We start from the raw sequence: 25,306 nt of genomic DNA on the forward strand, positions 1-25,306 counted from the left end.
CCCTTTTGATGGACCGGCAAACGATCGGACCGATGAACGGAAAGCGGCGACCCGTGGGGCCGCCGCTCCGGTAATCCCGGATGAGTACGCCGGCTCGCGCGGGCCGGGCGCGGTCAGTCCAGACCGGCCAAAACCTTGTCAAGTGTCGCCGGCAGGTCGCGGACGCGGACGCCCGTGGCCTGAAAGATGCCGTTGACCACCGCCGCCGCGGCGCCGCAGATGCCGAGTTCGCCGATGCCCTTGACCTGCATCGGGTTGGCCCAGGGGTCGCGCTCCTCCAGCAGGTTCACCGTGATCTGCGGCACGTCGAGATTCACCGGCAGGTGGTACTCGGCAAGGTCGCGGTTGACGATATGGCCGTCCCGCGAATCGTGCATCAACTCCTCGGTGAGCGCCATGCCGATGCCGAAGGTCATGCCGCCAAGGCATTGCGAGCGGGCGGTCTTGGGATTCATGATCCGGCCCGCGGCGAAGGTGCCGTGCATCCGCCGCACGCGCGTCTCGCCCGTCACGGCGTTCACCGCCACCTCGCAGAAATACGCGCCCCAGGTCGCCTGCCGCACGGCGTCGCCGGTATCGCCCGGCTCGATATGCCCCTCGCTCTCGACCGGACCGTCGAGCACCTCGGACAGCGGAATGGAGCGGTTGCCGGCGATGGCCCTGCCGTCCTTCAGCGTCAGATCCTCCTCGGTCGTCTCGAGCGCCGCGGCGATCTTCTGGCGTACGCCCTGACAGGCGAGAAAGACCGATGCGCCGGAGCTGGCCGCGCCCCAGGATCCGCCGGAGCCGGAGGCCGGGGGCAGGTCGGTATCGCCGAGCATCGTCTTCACGTTCGCGGCGTCGATGCCCAGCATCTCGGCGGCGAGCTGCGTCAGGATCGCATAGGTGCCGGTGCCGATATCGGTCATGTCCGTCTCGACCAGCGCGGTGCCGTCGGGTTGCAGCGTCACGCGCGCCTTCGATTCCATCAGCGCGTTCACGCGGACGGCGCTCGCCATGCCTTGACCGATGAGCCATTCGCCTTCGCGACGGCCCCCCGGCTCGGGCAGGGTGTCGTCCCAGCCGAAGGTCCGGGCGCCGTCGTCCAGCGCCTCCGCCAGCTTGTGCGAGGAGAACGGGATGTCGCTTGTCGGATCCTGTTCCGGAATGTTGCGTCGGCGGAGCTCGACAGGGTCGACCCCGGTCGCACGGGCCAGTTCGTCCATCGCGATCTCGAAGATCGTGATCCCGACCGCCTCGCCCGGCGCGCGGACGGAGCCGGCGCAGGTACGGCTGACGCGGGCGATGTGGTGGCCGATCTGGCGATGAACGCCGCCGTAGGTAAACGGCGTCGCCTGCGTCACCGGCTCGGAGAAGGCCTCGTCGGGAAGGTTCGACACCCAGGCATCGTGGCCGATCCCGGAGAGCACGCCATCGGCGTCCGCGGCGAGCCGGATGCGCTGCTTCGTTTCCGACCGGCGCATCGTCGCCTCGAAGACCTGCTGGCGCGAGAGGACGACGCCCACGGGGCGGCCGGTCTCCTTCGCGGCGAGCGCGGCGCCCACCGCGTCGGGCGCGATACCGAGCTTCGAGCCGAAACCGCCGCCGACATAGGGCGAAAGCAGGCGTACGTTCGCCGGGTCGATACCGAGCGAGTCCGCGATCTCGTTGCGGTTGTACTTCAGCATCTGCAGCGAGCTGCGCACCGTCAGCTTGTCGCCGTCCCATTGCGCGATCGCGGCATGCGGCTCCATCGCGGCGGAGTTGTGGGCGGGCGTGGTGTAGGTGCGGTCCACGGTGAACGCGGCCTCCGCCATCGCCCCGTCGAGGTCGCCCTGCGTCGATTGCTGATCCTCGGGGCTGTCGTAATCCGTTGGATTGACCGGCTGCCGGTCGGCCTCGGCGATGTCGAGGCGCACGTTCATTGCGGCGGCGCGGGCCGTCTCGAACGTGTCGGCCACGACGAGCGCGACGGGCTGACCGATGTAGTAGATGTCGGCATCCGGCTGCACCGGCGCGGAATTGGCGGTGCCCTGAGCCGGGTTGCGGATGAGCTTCGGTCCCGAAATCACCGTCTCCACGCCGGCGGTGCCGCGTGCGATGGAATCGTCGATGGAGACAAGCCGGCCGATCCGCGGCGCCCGCACGAAGAAGCCGTGCAGCATCCCTTCGGGCTGGACCTCATGGGCGTAGGGCGCGCGGCCGGACACCTTGAGCGGGCCCTCGGGGCGGTCGAGCGGCGTGGACAGGACACCCTGCGCCATGTCGTCGAGGCGGTTGCGCCGGTCGGGCGCGTCCATCTTCTGGTGGATCGTCATGGTTCAGGCCCCTTGCGTGAGTTCGCCCAGCACGGCCCGGAAGGTCCGGCGCAGGAGCGGTATCTTGAAGTCGTTGCCGCCCTGACCCTCGGCTCCCGCCAGAAGGATGTCGGCGGCCGCGTCGAAGGTCTCCCGCGTGGGCTCACGGCCGGCGAGGGCCGTCTCGACCTCGAGATTGCGCCAGGGGCGCGGCGCGACGCCCCCGAAGGCCAGCGCGGCCTGTTCGATCACACCGTCCTTTACCGAGACGATGCCGGCGACAGAGACGAGCGCGAAGGCGTAGGAGGCCCGGTCGCGCACCTTGCGGTAGGTTTGCCGGCCGGGCAACGGGGCGGGCAGGATCACGGCGGTGATGAGCTCGCCCGGCTTCAGTACGGTCTCGATGTCCGGCCGGTCGCCGGGCAGAACGTAGAACTCCGCCAGCGGCACGGTGCGGGTGCCCTCCGCGCCCTCGATCTCGACGGAGGCATCGAGCGCCTGCATCGCGACGGCCATGTCGCTCGGATGTGTGGCGATGCAATGCTCGGAGGCGCCGAGGATCGCGTGGAGCCGCGTGGCGCCGCCCTTCGCGCGGCAGCCGGAGCCGGGCTCGCGCTTGTTGCAGGGCGAGGCCACGTCCTGAAAATAGTAACACCGCGTCCGCTGAAGCAGGTTGCCGCCCGTCGTCGCCATGTTGCGAAGCTGGCCGCTCGCCCCGGAGAGGAGGGCGCGGGACAGGACCTCGTAGTTGCGGCGGACGCGGTCGTCCACGGCGAGGTCGGAGTTCGAGACCAGCGCGCCGATGCGCAGGCCGCCCTCATGGTCCTCGATCCGCTTCAGGTCGAGCCGGGTGATGTCGACCACTCGCTCGGGCGTTTCCACGCCGAGCTTCATCAGGTCGAGGAGGTTGGTGCCGCCGGCGATGATCTTTCCGGCATCGAGGGCGCCGGAAACGTCCTGGGCGCGGGCATAATCGAAGGGCTTCATTCCGCAGCCTCCTTCCATCCGTTGACGCCGGCCACCTCGGAGATGGCGTCGACGATGTTGGGATAGGCGGCGCAGCGGCACAGGTTGCCGGACATGCGCTCGGAGATCTCCGCCTCGCTCAGTTCGGGCGACGCGGTCAGGTCGTCGGTCACGACGCTGGGCCAGCCGGCCTTGATCTCGTCGAGCATCGCCGTGGCCGCGCAGATCTGCCCGGGCGTGCAATAGCCGCATTGGTAGCCGTCGTGGCGCACGAAGGCGTCCTGCAACGGAGAAAGCGCGCCGGGCTCGCCCAGCCCCTCGATCGTGGTGATCTCGACGCCGTCCATCATGCAGGCCAGCGTCAGACAGGAATTGATGCGGCGACCGTCGGCGATCACGGTGCAGGAGCCGCACTGGCCATGGTCGCAGCCTTTCTTGGAGCCGGTCAGACCGAGATGGTTGCGCAGCGCGTCGAGAAGCGAGGTCCGGCTGTCGGCCTCGAGCTCGTAGGACGCGCCGTTGATGGTGAGGGTGGTTTTCATGATCGCTCCGGCGTGTTTCGCAAACCGAACGACCCGGGTGGAACAAGTGTTCCTTTTTCTTTCCCGACGCGACGGCCGGTCGCGGGAGAGGGGCAGAGGGTTGCCGTCCGGTCGACGCGCCGGGTGAAGACGGCCCTGCAGGCTCCCGGCATCAAACATGCGAGTGCCGGCGAGGTCGGGACTTCGCCGGCACGCCGATCCGCTCAGAGGCAGATCATCTCAGGAAGGCTGCCTCCGGAGAAGCTCCGTCCCGTCGAGCGTCAGGCGGACCGGACCGGACGCGTCCGGCAGGTCGGTGCCGTCGACCGAGACCTCGACCAGCAGGTCGCCGCGGGTGAAGGCAAGGATGCCCGGCGCCGCGTCGCGCGGCTCGTAGGGGGCATCGAGGAGGTCGGGCCGGTCCCGACGCAGCCGCAGCAGGGTGCGGGTGAGGGCGAGCTTGGCCGCGTCGAAGGGCGTCTTCGTCTCGCTGCGGGCCAGCGCGTCGAAATCGACGACGGCGCGATTGTCCGGATCGGTCAGGCGGAAGCTGCCGATCTCGGTACCCTGATAGATATCGGGGATGCCGGGGATCGTGAGCTTCAACGCGCATTGCGCGAGCGACAGGTTCGCCGCCCTTTCGGCCAGGGGCACGACCGCCTCGGGCAGCGGGTCGATCGCGTCCGCGATGTCCTGTGCGGCCCGTGTGACGCGGGCCTCGTAATCCTCGTCCGGGGCGGTCCAGAACGTGTCGCGCTTGGCCTCGCGCATGGCCTTGACCATGTGTTCGGGCAGGCGCTCGGCCAGCTGGCCCTCGGGCTGCGCGGCGAAGGCGGATTGCGCGAGATACCAGCCCCAGGGCGCGGGCAGGTCGGTCAGCGCGCGCAGCGTGTCGCGCATTTCGACATCGTGACTGATCGCGGCGATGCGCATCCGCGCGTCTTCGGAGCGCTTGGTGTCGTGGCTCGAGGTAAGGGTGAGGGCGCCGGGCATGGTCGATTGCCGCACTTCCATCGCCCGGTGGAAGCCCGCGACGTCGATCGCCGGTTCGTCCGGCTCCCCGCCGACCTCGTTGGCCGACAGGAGCGGCGTGTAGCGGTAGAAGGCCGTGTCCTCCTGCGCCTTGGCAATGGCCGCGCCGGTGAGTTGCTGGAGGCGGACGCGAAGTTCTCCGCAATCCGGGTCGATGAGGAGGGCGTAGAGGTCGAGGATCGCGCCGGGATCGTTCATCTCGGCCATGGCGCGCGCGACGTTGTTGCGCATCGCCTTCGAGTCGTCCTCGCTCACCGTGTCCATCGTGGCGTAGGTGCGGTAGCGCGGGAAGGCGCCGACATAGCGGATGATCGCCTCGCGCCAGGCGCCGCGACCCCATTCGCCGCCTTGTGCGAGGGCGAGTTCCACGAGGCGGTCGAGCTCGGCCGGCAGCTCGGTCGTGACGATCTGGCGCTTGGCGGCGGCCAGCACGCGGCGGAAGTCGCTGCTGGTGCGCGCGTCGAGCTCCTCGGCGCCGGCGGCGTCGGTCAGGACCTGCGCGATGGCGCGCGCGGCGACGTATCCGGTCGTGCCCTGCACGGGCCATTCGGAGGGAAGCACTTCGTCGCCGGTCAGGATCTTCTCGACCCAGACCGGGCGGTCGCCCACGCGGTCACGCAGCTTCGCGAGGTAGGCGGCCGGATCGGCAAGGCCGTCCACATGGTCCACCCGCAGGCCGTCGACGATCCCCTCGTCGATCAGCTCGAAGGTCAGGCGATGCACGTCGTCGAACACCGCGTCGTCCTCCACCCGGACGCCGATCAGGCCGGTCACGGTGAAGAAGCGCCGGTGCGAGATCGCGGCCGCCTCCGTCCGCCAGTGCGTGAGGCGCCAGGGCTGCGCATCGTGGAGTTCCCGGATGTCCTCCGGCCCCGTCACGGCGAGCGGCACGCGCAGGTCGCCCGCGATCATGTCGGTGCCGTCGGTGGTGATCTCGCCCTTTTCCGCCATCGCCGCGAAAGGCTCCGGCAGCCAGGGCAGGCGCAGGCGGTCGGACCAGTCGATGTCGAAATGCCCCGCATAGGCGCTGTCGAGCCCGTTGGCGAGAACGTCATGCAGCCAGGGATTGGCCACGTTGAAGGCCATGTGGTTCGGCACGATGTCGAGGATGAGTCCGAGCCCGTGCGCCTTGAGCGTCCCCGAAAGCTTCTCCAGCCCCGCCCGGCCGCCGAGCGACGGCTCGATCTCGTTCGGGTCGGTCACGTCGTAGCCGTGGGTAGAGCCCGGCGTCGCGGTGAAGAGAGGGCTCGCATAAAGATGCGAGACGCCCAGATCGGCGAGATAGGGCACGAGCGTTTCGGCCCGCGCGAAGTCCATGTGCTCGCGGAATTGCAGGCGGTAGGTGGCGGAGGGGAGTTGCATCAGGATCTCGGTCTGGCGGTGCGCATCGACCCGGTCACGCGGGCGAAGACGGGATGGTCGGCGATGTCGTCCACCGCGACGGACGACCGTGGTCGCCAGTTCGGGTGGCCGTCGGTGACGCCGGGAAGGTTGGTGGGCGTTTCGGGACCGACGAGGTCGGCCAGCCGGACCCCGGCAAGGAGACAGGGCGTCGCGGCCATGAAGGCATGCGCCGCGTCGAGCACGGCGTCGGGCAGCGTTTCCGCCTCCGGATCGGCCTCCACGCCGAAGGCGCGCACGAGATCGCGCCGCTCCTTTTCGCGGTGCGCGCGGTGCTGGACGCTGGCCTCCGGGGAGACGAGGCCGTTCGCCTCGCGCAGGTCGATGTCCTGTCCCGTCCACCAGGCCGACAGGATCGGCAGGTCGTGGGTCGACAGGCATGCCAGCGCGACCTCGGGGTAGGAGCCGGCGGCGTCGAAGCCCGTCTCGTCCTGCTCGAAATAGACGATGCGGTAGCTCAGGATGTTCGCGGCGGTCATCACCTCGCGGAAGCCGGATGGCACGAAGCCCAGATCCTCGCCGATCAGGATGGCGTCGTTGCGGTGCGCCTCCTCGCACAGGACGCGAAGGAGGTCGGCCATCGGATAGCGCAGGTGGGTGCCGTTCGCCGCGGGCTCGCCCGCGGGGATCAGGAAAAGCTGCCAGATCGCCATGGCGTGGTCGATCCTGAGCGCCCCCGCGTCGCGGAGTTGGGCGCCGATCATGGCGCGGTAGGCAGCGTAGTCGTCGCGCGCCATCTTCTCGGGAGAGGGGGCGGCGAGGTCCCAGTTCTGACCGTGCTCGGAGAACACGTCGGGCGGCGCGCCGACGCCGAGCCCGGGCATCGCGGCGGCGGTGCCGGACCAGGTCGCGGAGCCGTCCTGCGCCTCGCCCACGGCGAGGTCAAGATAAAGGCCGATCCGCATTCCCGCATCCTTCGCGGCCTTCTGCGCTGCGCGAAGCTGGGTCCGGGCGACGTATTGCAGCCATTGCTGGAAGCGGACGTCTTCGGCCTGCGTCCTGCCGATCTCGGACGCCGCCGCGCCGTGTGGGTCCTGCAGCGCCTTCGGCCAGCCGGTCCAGCCGACATGGCTTTGTCCCGCGGAGATCACCTCGAAGAGCGCGTGCAGGCGCAACGCCTCGCCCTCCTCGGCCAAGAAGGCGTCGAAGTCGGGGTCGTCGCCCGCGGCGGCGAAGGCCGCGCGCAGCGCGCCGAGCTTCGCCCGGGTGACGGCGGCATAGTCCACGAGGTCGGCATCGGGCAGGTCGTCCGGTCGCTCGCAGCCAAGCGTGTCGGGCGCGATGTAGAGCGGGTTCAGAAAGCGCCGGTTGGAGGGCGAGAAGGGCGAGCAATGCTCCGGCGCCGCGAGGAACAGCGCGTGGAGCGGATTGACGCCGAGGAAATCGGCCCCCGCCATGCCGCAGGTCCGTGCGAGCCGGGCGAGGTCGGAAAAGTCGCCGATCCCCCAGTTGCGGTCCGAGCGCAGCTCGTAGAGCTGGCAGAACACGCCCCAACCGCGGGCCGGGCGCGGAGCCCGGGCGCCGGTGGAGGGCATCGCCTCAGCGGCGGGGGCGCCGGAGGGCGCGCCGCCCGAGTCGACGCCGAGCCGTTCGAGGATCAGCGCGAGCGTGGTGTCGGGAACGTCCCGCTCTTCGTAGGCGGTGGTCAGGCCGTGATGCCGGGCAAGGCTGCGCAGGCTCATTTGTCGAGCCAGAACGCGGCGGAGACGGGGGCGCCCGGGGCCTCGCCGGTGAGCTGGATCAGATCGCCCCCGGCCGGCGGCAGAGCCACGGCCCGGTCGCCGAAATTGGCGCGCAGACGCAGCGTGCCGCCGTTCAGGCGCCAGTCCACCGCCACGCAACGATCCGGCACCTCCAGCACCGTGCCGCTGTTCGGCCCGGTCCCGGACAGAAGCGGGACGACCTTTTCCTGCCGCAGGCGCAACAGATCGCGCACGAAGGCATAGGTCGCGCGATGCGGCTCGGCGGAGAGCTTGTCCCAATCGAGCTTGCTGTCGGTGAAGGTCGAGGGCGCGATCGGATCAGGCACGTCGTCGCCCTGGTGGTCGCCGAAGCCTTCGAACTCCTTGCGCCGGCCCTCGGTCACGGCGCGGCCGAGCTCGTCGTGGAAGTCCGCGAAGAACAGGAACGGGCGGGTCTCGCCGTATTCCTCTCCCATGAAGAGAAGCGGAATATGCGGCGACAGGAGCAGCGTCGTGTGCAGCGCCCGGATCATGTCGGGCGTGGCCAGCGCGGCGATGCGCTCGCCGATGGCGCGGTTGCCGACCTGATCGTGGTTCTGCAGGAAGTCGATGAAGGCCGCGGGCGGCAGGTGGTCCGACGGCGCGCCGCGCGGCTCGCCTCCTTCGTAGACCTCGCCCTGATAGCAGAAGCCGGTCGCGGCGGCCTTGGCCATCAGTCCGGCAGGATCGTTCTCGAAAAAGGCGTAGTAGCCCTCCGTCTCGCCGGTGGCGAGGACGTGCGCGCAATGGTGCCAGTCGTCGTTCCACTCCGCCGTCATCAGGGGAACCCGGTCGCCATCCCGCTCGTGGAGGTAGGTGATGTTGCGGTTGTCCTCGGTGGTCAGATGCACCTCGCGGTCCATCCGGGCCCGGATGTCGCGGGCGAGCTGGACCAGCAGCTCCGGCTCGGACGTGTCGCGAATGTGGTCCACGGCGTCGAAGCGCAGCCCGTCGAAGCGGAACTGCTGCAGCCAGTAGATCGCGTTGTCGATGAAGAAGCGCCGGACGGGGCCTTCGCTGTAGTCGATCGCATTGCCCCAGGGGGTGTGCCGCCCTTCGTCGAAGAACTCGGGCGTATGCGCGGAGAGGTAACTGCCTTCGGGGCCGAAATGGTTGTAGACCACGTCGAGGATCACCATCAGCCCCTTGCCATGCGCCGCGTCGACAAGCGCGCGCAACTCGTCGGGCGTGCCGTAGGCGCGGTGCGGCGCGTAGAGAAGCGTGCCGTCGTAGCCCCAGCCGCGTTCGCCACCGAAGGTCGCGACGGGCAAGAGTTCCAGCGCGGTCACGCCGAGATCGACGAGGTAGTCGAGCTTCTCGTGCATCGCCGCAAAGGTGCCCTCGGGCGTGAAGGTGCCTACGTGGCATTCATAGATCACCGCCTCCTCCCACTTGCGGGCGGAGGGGGGATGCTTCCACTCGTATCGCGGGACGACCACGCGGCTCAGCGAATGGACGTCGCCGGACTGGGCATGCGCCGCCGGGTCGTGGAACATCCGGCCGTCGGGGATGCGGAAGCCGTATTCCGACCCGTCACGCGCCTCCGCGACGGTCGCGAACCAGCCGTCGCCCTGCTTGTCCATCTCGTGATCCCGGCCGTCGAGATGCAGCACCAGCGATTCGAGCCCCGGCGCCCAGAGACGGAAATGAACCCCGTCCGGGCCGATGCGGGGGCCCCAGTGTCGGTCGGAATCGTGGGTATCGAACATCAGATCGCGCTCTCGTTGTCGGAAGGCGGCGTCGCGGCCGTCTCCTCCGGGGGTTGCGTATTCTCGGGCCGCGGTTCGGAGGGGACGCCGCCGTCCGGCTCCTCCGCCTCGGCCAGTTCTTCGGGCTCGCTCTCCTGCCCCTCGAACTCGATCGGGCCGGTCTCGACCGCCTCGAGCAGAAGAAGCGCGCGTTCCTTCAGCGTGACTTCGCCCGAAACGGTCGGCCCGCCTTTTTGCGTGACCTCGGCCGCGTCGGTATCCACCCGGACCTCCCACTCCCCCGGGGGCAACCGGTAGGTGATCGCGCCGGGGTTCGCGTTCAGCGCGAGCAGCAGGGAGCGGTCCTCGCGCCCCGCGATGACGAGCGACAGGAAGCGCCGTTCGGGGTCCTGCCAGTCGCCCGGTTGCATGGCCGCGCCCGTCCGGCGGTGCCAGGTGACGAACCGGCCCTCGGGGTTGCCGTCGGTCCCGTGAAGAAATCGCACGGGCGCCAGCAGGTCGCGCGACTTGCGCAGCCGGATCAGGTCGGCGGTGAACTTCGCGAACGGATCGTCGGTCTTGGACCAGTCGAACCAGTTCATGTCGCCCGGTTGGCAATAGGCGTTGTTGTTGCCGTTCTGGCTGCGGCCGTGCTCGTCGCCCATCAGGATCATCGGGGTGCCCTGGCTGAGCAGGAGCGTCGCCATCATGTTGCGCCGCTGCCGGTCGCGCAGCGCGAGGATGTCGGGATCGTCGGTGGCCCCCTCGACGCCGTGGTTCCAGCTCACGTTGTGGGAATGGCCGTCGTTGTTGTTCTCGCCGTTCGCCTCGTTGTGCTTGTCGTTGTAGGAGACGAGATCCATCAGCGTGAAGCCGTCATGGGCGGTGACGAAGTTGATGGAGGTCCACGGCCGACGGCCGCGATGCTCGAACTTGGAGGCCGAGCCGAGCAGGCGGTCGGCCATGTCCGGCGCCCGTCCGCCGTCGCCCTTCCAGAAGGAGCGGACGGTGTCGCGGTAGACGTCGTTCCATTCGGCCCAGCCCGGGGGGAAATTGCCGACCTGGTATCCGTTCATGCCCGTGTCCCAGGGTTCCGCGATCATCTTGACGCCGGACAGGACGGGATCCTGGAGCACCGCGTCGAAGAACGGCGCGTGGGGATCGAACGTGTCGCGACGGCGTCCGAGCGTGGAGGCGAGGTCGAAGCGGAAGCCGTCGATATGGCATTCCTCGACCCAGTACCGGAGCGAGTCCATGACCATCTGGAGGACCCGGCGGTTGTCGAGATCGAGCGAGTTCCCCGTGCCGGTCGTGTCGTAGTAGTACCGCTTGTCGTCGCCCAGAATGTAATAGCTGGCGTTGTCGATCCCGCGGAAGGACAGGGTCGGTCCCAGCTGGTTGCCCTCGGCCGTGTGGTTGTAGACCACGTCGAGGATCACCTCGATGCCCGCATCGTGGAGGCGGCGCACCATGACGCGGAACTCGTCGAGCGCGCCGTGCTGCATCATGTAGCGCATGGTCGGTGCGAAGAACCCGATCGTGTTGTAGCCCCACCAGTTCACCAGACCGCGCTCCAGGAGATGGCGGTCGTTCGGGAAGGCATGGATCGGCAGGAGCTCGATGGCGGTCACGCCGAGCTTCTGGAGGTGGCGGATCGTTTCGGGATGGGCGAGGCCCTCGAACGTGCCGCGCAGCGGCTCCTCCACGTGGTTGGCACCTCGGGTGATGCCCCCGACATGCGCCTCGTAGATCACCGTCTTGGACCAGTCCGTATTCGGCCGGCGGTCGTTGCCCCAGGCGGAGGCGTTCGCGGTGACGACGCATTTCGGCATGACGAAGGCGCTGTCGCGCCGGTCGAAGCTCAGATCCTCCCGGCGCGCGCCGAGCCGATAGCCGAACAGGCTGTCGTGCCAGCGCAGGTCGCCCTTGTGCGCGCGGGCATAGGGGTCGGCGAGAAGCTTGTTGGGATTGAAGCGGTGTCCGGCCTCGGGCGCGTAGGGTCCGTGAACCCGGTAGCCGTAGAGCTGCCCCGGGCGCACCTCAGGGAGGTAGCCGTGGAACACCTGATGGGTGTATTCGGGCAGGGGGATCCGCGCGACCTCACGGCGGCCGCTGTCGTTGAACAGACAGAGCTCGACCTTTTCGGCATGGGCCGAGAACAGCGCGAAGTTGGTCCCCGCCCCGTCCCAGGTCGCGCCAAGGCGCGACCCGGTCCCGGCTTCGAGGGCGTAGGGTGTGGAGGACATTCAGGTCGAACCTTCCGGGATTCGTGTGGTCAAGTCTCCGGCGTCAGGATCAACGTGGAGAGGGGCGGCAGCGTCAGGCTGGTCGAAACGGGACGACCATGCCAACCTTCCCCATCGGCCGTGACGAACCCGCCGTTGCCCGATCCGGTTCCGCCATACTGGCTGGCATCGGAATTGAACACCTCGCGCCACCGGCCGCCCTGCGGCAAGCCGACCCGAAACCCGTCGCGCAGCACCGGCGCCATGTTGCAGATCACCGCCATGGGCGGATCCCCTTCCGCGCCGAGGCGCAGGAAGCTGAACACGTTGTTCTCCGCGTCGCCGCCGTCGATCCACTGGAAGCCCGCCGGGTCGCAGTCGCGCGCGTGGAGCGCGGGGTGGGACTTGTAGACGCCGTTGAGATCGCGGACCAGCGATTGCAGGCCCTTGTGGTTCGGATCCTCGAGGAGGTGCCAGTCAAGCGAGCGGTCGTGCGACCATTCGCGCTCCTGTCCGAACTCGCTGCCCATGAACAGGAGCTTCTTGCCCGGATGCGTCCACATCCAGCCGAGATAGGCCCGCAGATTCGCGAATTTCTGCCAGGTGTCGCCGGGCATCTTGCCGATCAGGCTGCCCTTGCCGTGCACAACCTCGTCGTGGCTGATCGGCAGGACGAAATTCTCCGAATAGGCGTAGTGCAGTCCGAAGGTCATCTTGTCGTGGTGCCAGCGCCGGTTGATCGGATCCTCGGCCATGTAGCTCAGGGTGTCGTGCATCCACCCCATGTTCCATTTGAAGTCGAAGCCCAGGCCGTCCTCCGCCACGGGGCGGGAGACGTTGGGGAAGGCCGTGGATTCCTCGGCGATGGTCATGCCGCGGGTTCGGTCGGCCACGCGGGCGTTGACGCCCCGCAGGAAATCGATCGCGTCGAGATTCTCGCGCCCTCCGTGGCGGTTCGGAATCCACTCGCCCGCGTTGCGCGAATAGTCGAGATAGAGCATCGAAGCGACGGCATCGACGCGCAGCGCGTCGACGTGGAATTCCTTCACCCAGTACAGCGCCGAGGCGCGCAGGAAGTTCGCCACCTCGTTGCGGCCGAAATTGTAGATCAGCGTGTTCCAGTCCTTGTGGAAGCCCAGCCGCGGATCCTCGTGCTCGTAGAGCGCGGTGCCGTCGAACCGGGCAAGGCCGTGCTCGTCGGAGGGGAAGTGCGCAGGCACCCAGTCCATGATGACGCCGATTTCCCGCCCGTGGAGGTAGTCCACGAGCATCGCGAATTCCTCGGGCGTGCCGAACCTGTAGGTCGGCGCGAAGAGGCCGATCGGTTGGTAACCCCAGGAGGGCGTGAAGGGATGCTCGGAGAGGGGCAGGAACTCGACATGGGTGAAGCCCATTTCGGCCACGTAATCCGCGAGCATCGGGCCGACCTCGGCGTAGCTCAGGATCCGGTCGTCGTCGCCACGCCGCCAGGAGCCCAGATGCACCTCGTAGATCGAGATCGGCTCCTCCGTGGCGGTCCGGCGCGGGCGGTCGGTCCACGCCTCGTCCTGCCACTCGTGCGCGACGGGCCCGTCGACGATGGAGCCGGTGGCGGGCGCCGGTTCCTGACGGAACGAGAGGGGGTCGGCCTTGAGCGGCAGCACCTCGCCGTAAACGCCGACGACCTCGTACTTGTACAGCTCCCCGCGCGCGATGCCCGGAATGAACAGCTCCCACAACCCGCCGCCCAGACGGCGGCGCATCGGGTGGCGGCGGCCATCCCAGGCGTTGAAATGCCCGACCACGCTGACGCGGCGCGCATTCGGCGCCCAAACGGCGAAGGCGGTGCCCTCGACGCCCTGATGCGTCGTCGGATGCGCGCCGAGGCGCGTCCACAGCTCCTCGTGCCGCCCCTCGGCCAGAAGGTACTCATCCATCTCGCCCAGGAACGGTTCGAAGCGGTAGGGGTCGTCCCTCGTCCATTCGTGATCGCCCGCGCGGCATTGCAGGCGGTAATCGGCAGGCGCTTTCCCGCGCCCGAACGCGCCGTGGAAGACGCCCTCCGGATGGATGCGCTCGAGCTTGAGCAAGGGCTTGCCCTTGCCGTTCACCACCGTCACCTCGCCCGCGTCGGGGGCGAAGACGGTCAGGGTGCCATCGTGGATTCCCAGCGTGCCGAAGGGATCGGTGAGGCGCCCGCGGACGATGGCCTCGCAGGTCTGTTCGTCGGGTTTCATTCGGTATCTTCCATGACTTGGAGGAGGCCGCGAAGCGGCACGTCGATCCAGGTGGGCCGGAAATCGCGCTCGTAGTCGATCTCGTAGGCGCTCTTGCGGATAAGGTAGAGGTCGAGCAACGCATCCTCGAACGCGCTGTCGGCGGGACGGACGGCGGCGTCGCCCATCGTTTCCCGCCAGGCATCGAGGAACGCGCCGGAGGTGGCGCTGCGCCAGTCGCGGACCTGTGCCATCGTACGCTCGGGGTCGGCGCCGGCCTCGATGCGCCGGCCGAGGGCCGACCAGAGCGCATAGTCGAAGCTGCGCAGCATGCCGGCCACGTCGCGCAGGGGCGAGGATTTCTCCTGCCGCTCCGCGAGGCTACGCGACGGCTCGCCCTCGAAGTCGATGATGGCGAGGTCGCCCTGCGCCACCAGGACCTGCCCCAGATGATAGTCGCCGTGGACCCGGCAGGCGGCGCCCGAAGGCGTCATCGTGCCGACCCGGTCGATCCGGTCGAGGATGGCGTCGCGTTGCGCGGTGACCTGCCCGGCAAGCTCGGCAGCTTCGCCCTCGAGCGGGGCCTTCGCCAGCCGGTCCAGCGTGTCGGCCACCTCGGCCCGCGTTTCCGCGACCAGCGACCGCAGCCCCTCCGCATCGAGCGGTTCGGTCCCGAAGGCGCCTTCGCCCGAGGCCAGCGCGAGGTGCAGCTCGGCCGTGCGCTGCCCCAGCAGGGTACCGAGGTCGAGCGCCCCGATCATGAGCGGACGCTCGTCGCCCTCATGCCCATGCTCGCGCGCCTCCATTTCCCGGTCGAGACCCTCGGTGACGAAGGACCACGCGTCGCCCTGGTTCGGAACGTAGGCGGAGGCGGCGGCGAGGATCGTTTCCGTCCCCTCGTCATCGATCCATCGGATCGTGCCCAGAAGCGCCGGGGTGGCGGCGTAATCGGTTTCCCGCGTCAGGAAGCGCGCGACCTCGATATCGGGCTGCACGCCCTCGCGGACGCGCCGGTAGAGCTTGAGCACGAGCTTGTCGCCGAAGGCCACGGAAGCGTTCGACTGCTCGGCGCCCAGAAGCCGCGGCTCCGTGTCGCCGGTCTCCAGCTCGATGCCTTCGAACACGAGCTTGCCGCCGTCGCCCTCGATCTCGGCCCCCTCGCGCATCGCGTCGAGCAGGGCGCGCGCCATCTCCTCGTCGGAAGCGCCGTCCATCAGCGCGCCGACGCGGTTCTGCCGGCGCAGCTTGCCGAGCGTCGCGGGCAGCCGCGGGGACAGCGACAGGGCGTTCTCGCCCCAGACGGCCGAGAGCGGCAGGAAGTAGCTCTGCGTCTCGCCGCCGGTCTCCACATCGGCGATCGACAGGAGGTGGCGGCCCTGCGCCAGCTCGCCGAGCTGACGCAGCGAGACACGCGACACCCCCTGCGTCTTGCCGGCGAACCACCGCTGGAGCGCGACGTATCGTGGCAGCGTCTCGGCCTCGAACTGGCGCCCCTCGCGCCCGCGAAGGGCAGTGGAAAGGCGCCCGTCGCGCGTGGTGAGCGTCAGGAAGTCCGGCAGGACCGGGGTGACCGGCGTGTGCCAGGACGGCGCCTCCTCCTCGTCGGCGAGCAGGAACCAGAAGAACCCGTAGGCCGGCAGCGTCAGCATGTAGGGCAGGTCGCCCACCGGCGGGAAGGGCGACTGACCGACGAGCTCGACGGGCACGCGCCCCCTGAACCGGCTCAGGTCGATCTCCACCGCCTGCGGCGCGCGGCTCAGGTTGGCCACGCAGAGGATCGCCTCGTCACCGTGGGTTCCGGCTTCGACGCCCTTGGTGCGCCGGATATAGGCGAGCACCTTGCGGTTGTTCGGGTAGAGCAGATCGATCTCGCCGCGGCCGAACACGTCGTGCTTCTTGCGAACGGCCACCATGCGCCGCATCCAGTTCAGGTAGCTCGATGGCGAGGAGGACTGCGCCTCCACGTTCACACCGTCGTAGCCGTAGACCGCATCCTGGATGGTGGGGAGGTAGAGCCGTTGCGGATCGGCCCGGCTGAAGCCCGCGTTGCGGTCGGCCGACCATTGCATCGGGGTGCGGACCCCGTCGCGGTCGCCGAGATAGATGTTGTCGCCCATCCCGATCTCGTCGCCGTAATACATGATCGGCGTGCCGGGCATCGACAGGAGCATGGAGTTCAGAAGCTCCATCTTGCGCCGGTCGTTCTGCATGAGCGGCGCCAGCCGCCGGCGGATGCCCATGTTGATGCGCGCCCGCTTGTCGGAGGCGTAGGTCTCCCACAGGTAGTCCCGCTCCCGGTCGGTCACCATCTCGAGCGTCAGCTCGTCGTGATTCCGCAGGAAGATGCCCCATTGGCAATCTTCCGGAATCTCGGGCGTCTGCCGGATGATGTCGGTGATCGCGTGGCGATCCTCCTGCGCGACGGCCATGTACATCCGGGGCATCAGCGGGAAGTGAAAGCCCATGTGGCACTCGTCGCCCTCGCCGAAATAGGGGCGCGTGTCCTCGGGCCACTGGTTCGCCTCGGCAAGCAGCATCCGACCGTCGTAATGCGCGTCGAGATCGCGGCGCATCGCCTTCAGGATCTCGTGCGTCTCGGGCAGGTTCTCGTTGTTCGTGCCGTCCCGCTCCACGAGGTAGGGGATCGCGTCGAGCCGGAGCCCGTCCACGCCCATGTCGAGCCAGAAATGCATGACGTCGAGCACCGCCTCCAGAACCTTCGGATTGTCGAAGTTCAGGTCCGGCTGGTGGTCGAAGAAGCGGTGCCAGTAGAACTGCTCGGCCACCGGATCCCAGGACCAGTTGCTGTCATGCGTGTCGTTGAAGATCACGCGGGTCGTGTCCATCCAGCGGCTCGGGTCGTCGCTCCAGACGTAGAAGTCGCGCTCCGGGCTGCCCCTCGGGGCACGGCGGGCGGTCTGGAACCATTCGTGCTGATCGGAGGTGTGGTTGATGACGAGCTCGGTGATGACCTTCAGGCCGCGGCGATGCGCCTCGTCCACCAAGTTCCTGAAATCGTCCATGTCGCCGTATTGCGGGTTCACCGCCTTGAACTCGGCGATGTCGTAGCCGTCGTCCCTGAGCGGCGAGGGATAGAACGGCAGCAGCCACACCGCGGTCGCGCCGAGCGACTGGATGTGGTCCAGCCGCTGCATCAAGCCCTTGAAGTCGCCGATGCCGTCGCCGTTCGAATCCTGATAAGCCTTGACGTGGCACTGGTAGATGACCGCGTCCTTGAACCAGTCCTCCCGGTCGGTGTCCGCGACAATGGTGGGGGAAGGGGCGTTCATCGGGCGGCTCCGGGCGGTGTGAGTTTCCAGATGGCATAGGGACGCTCGTGCGGGTCGAGCGTCAGGCGGTGGTCGCGCCCGTGCCAGGTGAAGGAGTTTCCGTTGATGAGGTCGGTGACCTCGATCGAGGCTTCGGACGGCAACCCGAACTCCCAGAGCGGGACTTCGAAGCCGAACTCGGCGCCTGCATGGGGATCGAGCAGAACATGGAACAGCACGGCGTCCTGTGTGGCCGGGTCGTGGCGCAGCCAGCTCAGCACGCGGTCGTCGTGGGCGGGCGCGAAGCGCAGGTTGCGCATGTCGCGCATCGCCGGGTGCTCGCGCCGGATGCGATTGATCAGGCGCACGTCGTCCTTGATGTTGCCGGGCGCGTCGAAATCGCGGGGGCGGAGCTCGTACTTCTCGGAATCGAGATACTCCTCCTTGCCGGGCATCGGCGCGCCCTCGCAGAACTCGAAGCCCGAATAGAGACCCCAGTTGCCGGCAAGCCCGGCGGCGAGGATCGCGCGCGTCCGGAAGCCCGGCCGGCCGCTCGTCTGTAGCGGGACCGGGTTGATGTCGGGCGTGTTGACGAAGAAGTTGACGCGCATGTAGTTCGCGCAGTTCTCCGTCGTCAGTTCGGTCAGGTACTCGGTCAACTCGTCCTTGGTGTTGCGCCAGGTGAAGTAGCTGTAGCTCTGGTTGTAGCCCAGCTTGGCGAGCCGCTTCATCACCTTGGGCCGCGTGAACGCCTCCGACAGGAAGATCGTCCCGGGAAATTCCGCGCGGACCTCGGCGATCAGCCACTCCCAGAACGGGAAGGGCTTGGTGTGCGGGTTATCGACGCGGAAGCAGGTGACGCCGCGCGCCGCCCAGAACAGGAACATGTCCACGACCGCGTGCCAGAACGGCAGGTTCGGGCTGCCGTCATCGAGGTAGTAGCGGAAGTTGACGATGTCCTCGTACTTCTTCGGCGGGTTCTCGGCGTATTTGATCGTGCCGTCCGGGCGCCACTCGAACCAGTCCGGATGCTCCTTGAGCCACGGATGGTCGGGCGAGGAGTTCAGCGCGATGTCGAGCGCGATGTCGAGCCCGTGCTCCCGCGCGGTGGCGACGAGATGATCGAAATCCTCGAGCGTGCCGAGCTCGGGGTGCACGTCCATGTTGCCGCCCTCGGGCGAGCCGATCGCATAGGGCGAGCCGACATCGCCCGGCTCGGCGCGCAGCGTGTTGTTCTTGCCCTTGCGGTTCGCCGTGCCGATCGGGTGGATCGGCGGGAAGTAGAGCGTGTCGAAGCCGAGATCGGTGACGTAGGGCAGGTGCGCCTCCACGTCCCGGAACGTGCCGTGGACAGGCTTGCCCTCGGCATCGCGGCCGCCGAGAGAGCGCGGGAACAGCTCGTACCACGCGGAGAACGCCGCCGCCTCGCGGTCGACCCAGAGCGGGTAATCCGGCGATTGCGTCAGGTTCGCCCGCGGCCCGATCCGGGCCATGAGCGCGCGCGTCTCCTCGGAGGTGAGGACGTGTTGCGCGTCCGGGCCCTCGGCGGCGCGGCGCAGATCCTTCACGGCGCGTCCATCATCGCCGCGCGCCTTGGTGCGAGCGAGGATGTCGCGAGCCTCCATCAACTCCACCTCGACCGACTGGCCGGCAGCGACCTTCTTGCCGGTGTCGCGCGCCCAGGTTCCATAGAGGTCGCGCCACGCGATCACCCGGAAGCGCGCGGGGCCGACGGTGTCGAGGACATGGGTGCCGTGCCAGAGGTCGTTGACGTTGTGCGCGAGCGGCACTTCGGCGACCTCTTTCGAGCCTGCGACGGTCAGGAGGACCGCGGCGCCGAGCACCTCGTGCCCGTCGGCGAAGAGATCTGCGGAGAAGCGGGTCGGCCAGCCGGCGACGGCCTTGGCGGCGAAGCGCCCCGACTCGACGGTCGGAGAGACGGATTCGATCGCCAGCCGCGCGCGGGCAAGCGCCTTGGGCGGGTCTGCGCGGCTCATGAGCGACGGTCCCGTTCGATGTCGATATGGGTCATTCTGCCCCTTCCTGACGGACGGCGTGAGTCCGTCCCCTTCTGTCATGTTCTTCGTTCTCGCCTAGTCCCGGAACACGTCGAGCGAAAGAGGGGTTCCATTCGTGTCCCCCCGCGCGGGTCCGCAGAGTGTCGCGAAAGCGAGGCCGACGGGGCCGGCAAGCCGATAATCGTACAATTGCGCTCCGGGGGCCTTCGACTACTGCATCGACCGTGATAGCCGGGTCGCGACACGCGCATTGGAGGTCGCATCATGGAAGGTTTGTTCGAGGGGCTGGGCGCCGCCGCCCTGATCATTCTCGCGATCGTGGGGCTCGCGGTCGGCTGGGTGGCGGGCGCGATGACCGGCCGGAGCAAGGCGCTCTACGCCGTGATCGGCGCCGTGGCCGCGATGGCGACCCCGTTTGTTCTCGCCGCGCTCGGTGTGACGGCGCTTGCCGCGGGGGGGCTTTTGCTCATCCTCGTCGTGGGCGCGGTCGGCGCGGCGCTCGTGGTGGCGCTGATCCGCGCGATCAAGTGACGGCGGGGGTGCGTGGGGCCTAGAACTCGCGCGACCAGCCGACGCTGCCCTGAAGGTCCCCTTCGGAGCGGTAGGCGAGGCCGATGCGTGCCGCGCCGATCCGGCCGAACCCGTATTGCAAGGTCGGACCGATCTGGTAGCTGAACTCGTCCGCCTGTTCGGCGAACGCGCCGAGTTCGACGGCCAGCCGGTCCATCGGCTTCACGCCCACCACCCCGGCATAGGTCCTTCGCGTGTGGTCCCCTTCGGCGAAGGACAATCCGAGATCGAGCGTCGTCCAGCCGTCGCCGATGCGGCTGGAGAAGCCGCGGCCGACGGTTCCGCCGAAACCCACGCGTTTGATTTGCGTGCCGTCGCTCTCGATGTCCTGCCCGACGGTGAACTCCAGTGCGGCGAGCCACGGCTCGAGCCAGGCGGGGACGGTCTCTCCGCGAGGCAAAGGCAGGGGCAGGCGCACGAAGGACCGAAACCGGCCGTCCACGTCCTGATCGGCGATGCCCGTCTGCATGAGTTGTGGAAGGCCCGTCACATGGCCTCCGACATCGACTCCGTAGGTCCAGCCGAAGGGCCCGCCATATTCGACATAGAACCCGGTCCAGCCGTCCGACCCGCCGTGGTGCGACAGGAGTGCGTAGGCGCTTCCCTCGTCGCGCATCCACGGCCCCGCCGCGGCGAGCGACGGCAGGCACACGAGCAAAAGGGCGAGCCGGGCCAGCATCGCCCGGTTCTGCGCGGCAGATGGTTAACCGAACGTAAAGGGCCGCCCCGCGATCACTCGCGCGTCAGGGCGTTCGCCTTGCCGATGCCGCTGTCCCCGGCGCTGGTGAAGTCGATCGTCACCCGGTCGCCCGCCTCGAGATCCTCGGGCACTTCGAGGTCGCCGAGTTCCCAGACGGACCGGTCGCTGAAGACGATCACGTTCGCCTGCCGGTCGTAGGCGAGGATGGTGCCGCTCACCTCGTCCGCGAGGGCGGGGGTGGCGGTGAGAAGGGCGAAGACAGCGAGCGGAAGGCGCATGGGCGTGGTCCGGGATGTGCCGGGCGGCGGGGATGCCGCCGGTCGTGCCGAAGAATAGCGGCGACGGCCGGCGCCGCAAGCCTCAGCGCTTCTTGCGACGCTTCACGTTGCCGCCGCGCTGGCCCGGCCGTCCGGCGGTTGACCGCCCTTCGGCCTTGCGCGCGTCCTCGACCGCCTGCGCCACCGCCGATTGCCGCGACAGCGGGTCGTCCGAGACGACCAGATCGACCTGTTCCAGCCGCTTGACCTCGTCCCGCAGCCGCGCGGCCTCCTCGAATTCGAGGTTCTCGGCCGCCTTGCGCATCTGCTCGCGCAGTCCGTCGAGATGCGCCTGCAGGTTGGCGCCGGCCATTGGCTTGTCGATCTTTGCGGTGACGCGGTTCATGTCCACGTCGCCCTGATACAGCCCCGCCAGCACGTCCTCGACGTTCTTGCGGACCGTCGCGGGCGTGATGCCATGTTCCTCGTTATAGGCGTTCTGCTTGACGCGGCGGCGCTCGGTCTCGCCCATCGCCCGTTCCATCGAGCCCGTGATGCGGTCGGCATACATGATGACACGCCCGTCGGCGTTCCGCGCCGCGCGCCCGATCGTCTGCACAAGCGACGTCTCGGAGCGCAGGAACCCCTCCTTGTCGGCGTCGAGGATCGCGACCAGCCCGCATTCGGGGATGTCGAGCCCCTCGCGCAGGAGGTTGATGCCCACCAGCACGTCGAACGCGCCAAGCCGAAGGTCGCGCAGGATCTCGATCCGCTCGATCGTGTCGATGTCGGAATGCATGTAGCGGACCTTGATGCCCTGTTCGTGCAGGTATTCGGTCAGATCCTCCGCCATGCGCTTCGTCAGCACGGTCGCAAGCGTGCGGTAGCCCGCCTGCGTCACACGGCGAATCTCGTCGAGAAGGTCGTCGACCTGCATCTCCACGGGCCGGATCTCGACCGGCGGATCCAGAAGCCCGGTCGGGCGGATCACCTGTTCGGTGAAGGCGCCGCCGGTCTGCTCCAGCTCCCACGCGGCGGGGGTGGCGGAGACGAAGACCGATTGCGGCCGCATCGCGTCCCATTCCTCGAACTTGAGCGGCCGGTTGTCCATGCAGGAGGGCAGGCGGAAGCCATGCTCGGCCAGCGTGAATTTGCGGCGGTAGTCGCCCCGGTACATTCCCCCGATCTGCGGCACGGAAACGTGGCTCTCGTCGGCGAAGACGATGGCGTTGTCGGGGATGTACTCGAACAGGGTGGGAGGCGGCTCGCCCGGGGCGCGGCCCGTCAGGTAGCGGGAATAGTTCTCGATCCCGTTGCAGACGCCCGTGGCCTCCAGCATCTCGAGATCGAAATTGGTGCGCTGCTCCAGCCGCTGCGCCTCCAGAAGCTTGCCTTCTCCCACGAGCTGATCGAGCCGGGTCTTCAGCTCCGCCTTGATGCCGAGGATCGCCTGCCGCATCGTCGGGCGCGGCGTGACGTAGTGGCTGTTGGCGTAAATGCGGATCTTTTCGTAGCTGTCCGTCCTCGATCCGGTCAGGGGATCGAACTCGGTGATCGCCTCGAGCTCCTCGCCGAAGAACGAGAGCCGCCAGGCCCGGTCGTCGAGGTGGGCGGGCCAAACCTCCAGCGAGTCGCCCCGCACCCGGAAGGAGCCGCGCGAGAAGGCCGCGTCGTTACGCCGGTACTGCTGCGCCACGAGATCGGCCATCACTTTGCGCTGATCGTATTCGTTCCCTGCGATCAGGTCCTGCGTCATCGCCCCGTAGGTCTCGACCGAGCCGATGCCATAGATGCAGGAGACGGAGGCCACGATGATCACGTCGTCCCGCTCGAGCAGCGCGCGGGTGGCGGAGTGCCGCATCCGGTCGATCTGCTCGTTGATCTGGGACTCCTTCTCGATGAAGGTGTCCGACCGCGGCACATAGGCCTCGGGCTGGTAGTAGTCGTAGTAGGAGACGAAGTATTCCACCGCGTTGTCGGGGAAGAAGCCCTTGAACTCGCCATAGAGTTGCGCGGCGAGCGTCTTGTTCGGCGCGAGGATGATCGCAGGCCGCTGCGTCTCCTCGATGACCTTGGCCATCGTGTAGGTCTTGCCGGTGCCGGTCGCGCCGAGCAGGACCTGGTCGCGCTCGCCGTCCTTCACGCCCGCCGACAGCTCCCGGATCGCCTTGGGCTGATCGCCTGCCGGCTGGAACGTCGTGTCCATGCGGAAGCGGATGCCGCCTTCGAGCTTGTCGCGGGCCGCCGCCGGACGCTGCATCATCGGCAGGTGCCCCGTCGCGTCCTCGCGCGGGGGCAGGGTCATGGTCTCGCCCTTCGGACGGTTGTCGTTGTTGTGCGCCATGGGGGGCCTCGTCGTGCCGGGGTCGCCTCCAATCTATGCCGTTCGGCGCGTCTCACAAGGCGGCATCGCGGATGCGTCTTGCCCGGGTCCGGCCCGCCCGCTATCTCCGGACGCAACCGCCCCAACCGGAGTCCGACCATGCGTGCCCGCATCTACAAGCCCGCCCGGACCGCCATGTCGTCCGGCACCGCCAAGACCCGCGACTGGGTGCTGGATTTCGTGCCCGAAACCCCGCGGGAGATCGACCCGCTCACCGGCTGGACCGGCTCGCGCGACACGCAGGCGCAGGTGCGGCTGATGTTCGAGAGCCAGAAGGAGGCGGAGGATTACGCGCGCGACAACGGCATCGACTACATCGTGCTGCGTCCGCAGAACCGGAAGGCGAACCTCCGCGCCGGAGGCTACGGCGAGAACTTCGCCACGAACCGGCGGGGCTCTTGGACGCATTGACGCGGGTTTTGTAACTCCGACCAACGTTCCGGCCAACTGGGGGTAAGAATCCGGCCAAAGCAGGCTGGAGAAGATTTTTCCTGAGCCGTATCCATCAGGTCTTTCAGTTGCTTGCAATCGGATGAAGACCATTCCGGCTGCCTGCCCCGCCGGGGCACCGCATCGCTTCAGTTGACTCCTGTCCCTTTCAAAGTTCACGCCCTGCTCCTAGGGTCCGGACCATTTCCACAGCCTCTTTCTTCGCCACCCTCCGCGGCAGCCGGCTGCGGCGCCTGTCGGAAGTGCAGAAAGTGCTGCATCGTGATCCTGCGTCCAGTGCTTGAAGACATCGCGGTTACGGTCTTGCAGGAGATCGAGGTTTCGGGGCTGATACGCCGAGCGGCGGCGTGCAGGATCATGTGGTGCGCCCGTGCGACCGTGTTCATCGAGTCGATCTGCACGAACCCGAGAGCGTCGATCACGCGCTTCAGGTCGGCGCCCTTCCCGGCGCACGTCGGGTTGCTCGCCAGCCCGTGCCGGTCGAGAAAGATCGCTCTCGCGGTGCGGTTGTCGATCTTCGGGAGCGCGGTCATGGCTGCTTCCTATTCGCCCGCTCCAGACACATCATCCCAGACTCCCGCAGCAAAAGTTGGACGCTCCGGATCTCTTGGCTGTCGGCAGGATCAGTTGCCCCTCCCAGCGGCTCGACCGGCACTTCCGGCCCAAACCGGCCATCCATTGTGGCCGCAAGCGCCGCGCCGCGGCGTCACCGAGCCAGCCACTTGCATGTTGCGCGGCACCGCAGAACGGCCGAAACATTGCAATTCGAGATGCAATATTTCGATGGGAGTCTGATGAGTAGCGCAAAAGCCTCATGGAAAGACGTCAAGCAAAAGCTGTCCGCCTTTTCTTCGACCCAACTACTGGGGCTTGTTCAGGATCTATATCGCCTGACTCCAGAGAACGCAGCGTTCATGCATGCCAGGTTTTTGAGCAATGAGAAACGGCAAGAACACCTCGCCCCATATATGGCGCGGATTCAAGGCGCCCTCTGCCCGAAGCAGCCTTGGAAGCAAGATGTAAAGCTGGCCGAAGGCCGGAAAGCGATCAGTGATTTTAAGAAAGCCAACGGTAACATTCACGATGTGCTCACCCTCATGACTTACTACGTGAGATGCGGCAATGATTTTACACTCGAGTTCGGGGATATCGACGAAGGTTTCTACGACAGCTTGTGCTCTATGTTCTCAAGCATTGTCCACACTCTCCGGAAACAGAAAGATCGTGAGCTATTTGAGGAATTTTTGCCGTTACTTGAGAAGGAGTTCGCCCGGGTCGACAACCAAATCGGCTGGGGATACCCCGATGAGTTGTCGGATCACCTTGCGGATCTGAAGGGTGCGTTTGAATAGCCGTTCAAAGCGGCTCAGGTCCCGCAAAATCCAGATCGACGTTGACGTCCAGACCCTCAGCTGCCGTTCACCGCCGCTCTCGATCCCGCAGCGCACCCCGACAAACCGACCATTCGCCGCGATCGCGAAGCATCACGACAATTGAACTCACATAGTGCGGACGGAGTTGCCGTCCGACGAAGGGCTTGGAATGTCCGCCTGTTTAGCTGTGCTATAGTTGAAAGGTGACCGAGGTATCATTCGTCACGATCTGGGACATGATCGGGTTCGTTGCATCGGCCC

17 protein-coding genes are annotated in these 25,306 nt (G+C 67.6%); 3 read left to right on the forward strand and 14 right to left on the reverse strand.

Annotated features, from left to right (window positions below):
* Positions 1-113: 113 nt before the first annotated feature.
* The 10 genes from Q1B08_RS07935 to Q1B08_RS07980 all read right to left on the reverse strand — a co-directional run bounded on the left by Q1B08_RS07935 (position 114) and on the right by Q1B08_RS07980 (position 19,291).
* Positions 114-2,297, reverse strand: coding sequence for a xanthine dehydrogenase family protein molybdopterin-binding subunit (locus tag Q1B08_RS07935; protein ID WP_299816879.1), 2,184 nt, complete (start codon positions 2,295-2,297; stop codon positions 114-116).
* A 3-nt stretch (positions 2,298-2,300) separates the two neighbouring features.
* A complete protein-coding gene (locus Q1B08_RS07940) occupies positions 2,301-3,263 on the reverse strand; it encodes a xanthine dehydrogenase family protein subunit M (protein WP_299816881.1) in 963 nt (320 codons plus the stop codon).
* Positions 3,260-3,784, reverse strand: a complete 525-nt coding sequence (locus Q1B08_RS07945) for a 2Fe-2S iron-sulfur cluster-binding protein (protein ID WP_299816883.1) — start codon at positions 3,782-3,784, stop codon at positions 3,260-3,262. The genes Q1B08_RS07940 and Q1B08_RS07945 overlap by 4 nt, the downstream gene beginning before the upstream one ends.
* Positions 3,785-4,003: 219 nt before the next feature.
* Positions 4,004-6,157: a malto-oligosyltrehalose synthase gene (treY, locus tag Q1B08_RS07950; protein ID WP_299816885.1), complete on the reverse strand. Its 2,154-nt coding sequence runs from the start codon at positions 6,155-6,157 to the stop codon at positions 4,004-4,006.
* Positions 6,157-7,878 carry a 4-alpha-glucanotransferase gene (gene malQ, locus Q1B08_RS07955; protein ID WP_299816887.1) on the reverse strand — a complete coding sequence of 574 codons (1,722 nt, stop codon included), beginning with the start codon at positions 7,876-7,878 and terminating at the stop codon, positions 6,157-6,159. The genes treY and malQ overlap by 1 nt, the downstream gene beginning before the upstream one ends.
* On the reverse strand, positions 7,875-9,626 hold the full coding sequence (gene treZ / locus Q1B08_RS07960; protein WP_299816889.1) for a malto-oligosyltrehalose trehalohydrolase: 1,752 nt from the start codon (positions 9,624-9,626) through the stop codon (positions 7,875-7,877). Before treZ ends, malQ begins: the two co-directional genes overlap by 4 nt.
* Positions 9,626-11,851: a glycogen debranching protein GlgX gene (gene glgX, locus Q1B08_RS07965; RefSeq protein WP_299816891.1), complete on the reverse strand. Its 2,226-nt coding sequence runs from the start codon at positions 11,849-11,851 to the stop codon at positions 9,626-9,628. The genes treZ and glgX overlap by 1 nt, the downstream gene beginning before the upstream one ends.
* Positions 11,852-11,880: 29 nt before the next feature.
* Positions 11,881-14,046, reverse strand: a complete 2,166-nt coding sequence (gene glgB, locus Q1B08_RS07970; RefSeq protein WP_299816893.1) for a 1,4-alpha-glucan branching protein GlgB — start codon at positions 14,044-14,046, stop codon at positions 11,881-11,883.
* Positions 14,043-17,315 (reverse strand): maltose alpha-D-glucosyltransferase, encoded by a 3,273-nt coding sequence (treS, locus tag Q1B08_RS07975; protein ID WP_299816895.1) that lies wholly within the window; start codon positions 17,313-17,315, stop codon positions 14,043-14,045. Before treS ends, glgB begins: the two co-directional genes overlap by 4 nt.
* Entirely contained in the window at positions 17,312-19,291 is a 1,980-nt protein-coding gene (locus Q1B08_RS07980; protein WP_299816897.1) for an alpha-1,4-glucan--maltose-1-phosphate maltosyltransferase, read from the reverse strand. Before Q1B08_RS07980 ends, treS begins: the two co-directional genes overlap by 4 nt.
* A gap of 285 nt (positions 19,292-19,576) precedes the next feature.
* Here Q1B08_RS07980 and Q1B08_RS07985 point away from each other — a divergent pair, with 285 nt between their 5' ends.
* Complete coding sequence (locus Q1B08_RS07985; RefSeq protein ID WP_299816899.1) at positions 19,577-19,843, forward strand: GlsB/YeaQ/YmgE family stress response membrane protein; 267 nt, start codon at positions 19,577-19,579, stop codon at positions 19,841-19,843.
* Positions 19,844-19,862: 19 nt separating this feature from the next.
* Here the strand turns inward: Q1B08_RS07985 and Q1B08_RS07990 are convergent, their stop codons facing one another.
* From Q1B08_RS07990 to uvrB, 3 genes are all read right to left on the reverse strand, one after another.
* A complete protein-coding gene (locus Q1B08_RS07990) occupies positions 19,863-20,561 on the reverse strand; it encodes a hypothetical protein (RefSeq protein WP_299816901.1) in 699 nt (232 codons plus the stop codon).
* 53 nt (positions 20,562-20,614) lie between these two features.
* Positions 20,615-20,860: a hypothetical protein gene (locus Q1B08_RS07995; RefSeq protein ID WP_299816903.1), complete on the reverse strand. Its 246-nt coding sequence runs from the start codon at positions 20,858-20,860 to the stop codon at positions 20,615-20,617.
* A gap of 82 nt (positions 20,861-20,942) precedes the next feature.
* Positions 20,943-23,102, reverse strand: a complete 2,160-nt coding sequence (gene uvrB, locus Q1B08_RS08000; protein ID WP_299816941.1) for an excinuclease ABC subunit UvrB — start codon at positions 23,100-23,102, stop codon at positions 20,943-20,945.
* Between the two features lie 219 nt (positions 23,103-23,321).
* On the opposite strand from uvrB, the gene Q1B08_RS08005 reads away from it, so the two are divergent.
* On the forward strand, positions 23,322-23,633 hold the full coding sequence (locus tag Q1B08_RS08005) for an ETC complex I subunit (RefSeq protein WP_299816904.1): 312 nt from the start codon (positions 23,322-23,324) through the stop codon (positions 23,631-23,633).
* A 194-nt stretch (positions 23,634-23,827) separates the two neighbouring features.
* Here Q1B08_RS08005 and Q1B08_RS08010 read toward each other — a convergent pair whose 3' ends face one another.
* A complete protein-coding gene (locus tag Q1B08_RS08010; RefSeq protein ID WP_299816906.1) occupies positions 23,828-24,205 on the reverse strand; it encodes a hypothetical protein in 378 nt (125 codons plus the stop codon).
* A gap of 261 nt (positions 24,206-24,466) precedes the next feature.
* On the opposite strand from Q1B08_RS08010, the gene Q1B08_RS08015 reads away from it, so the two are divergent.
* Positions 24,467-25,024 (forward strand): hypothetical protein, encoded by a 558-nt coding sequence (locus tag Q1B08_RS08015; protein ID WP_299816908.1) that lies wholly within the window; start codon positions 24,467-24,469, stop codon positions 25,022-25,024.
* Positions 25,025-25,306: the final 282 nt, after the last annotated feature.

It is taken from the genome of uncultured Jannaschia sp., assembly GCF_947494025.1.
GTDB lineage: Bacteria > Pseudomonadota > Alphaproteobacteria > Rhodobacterales > Rhodobacteraceae > Jannaschia.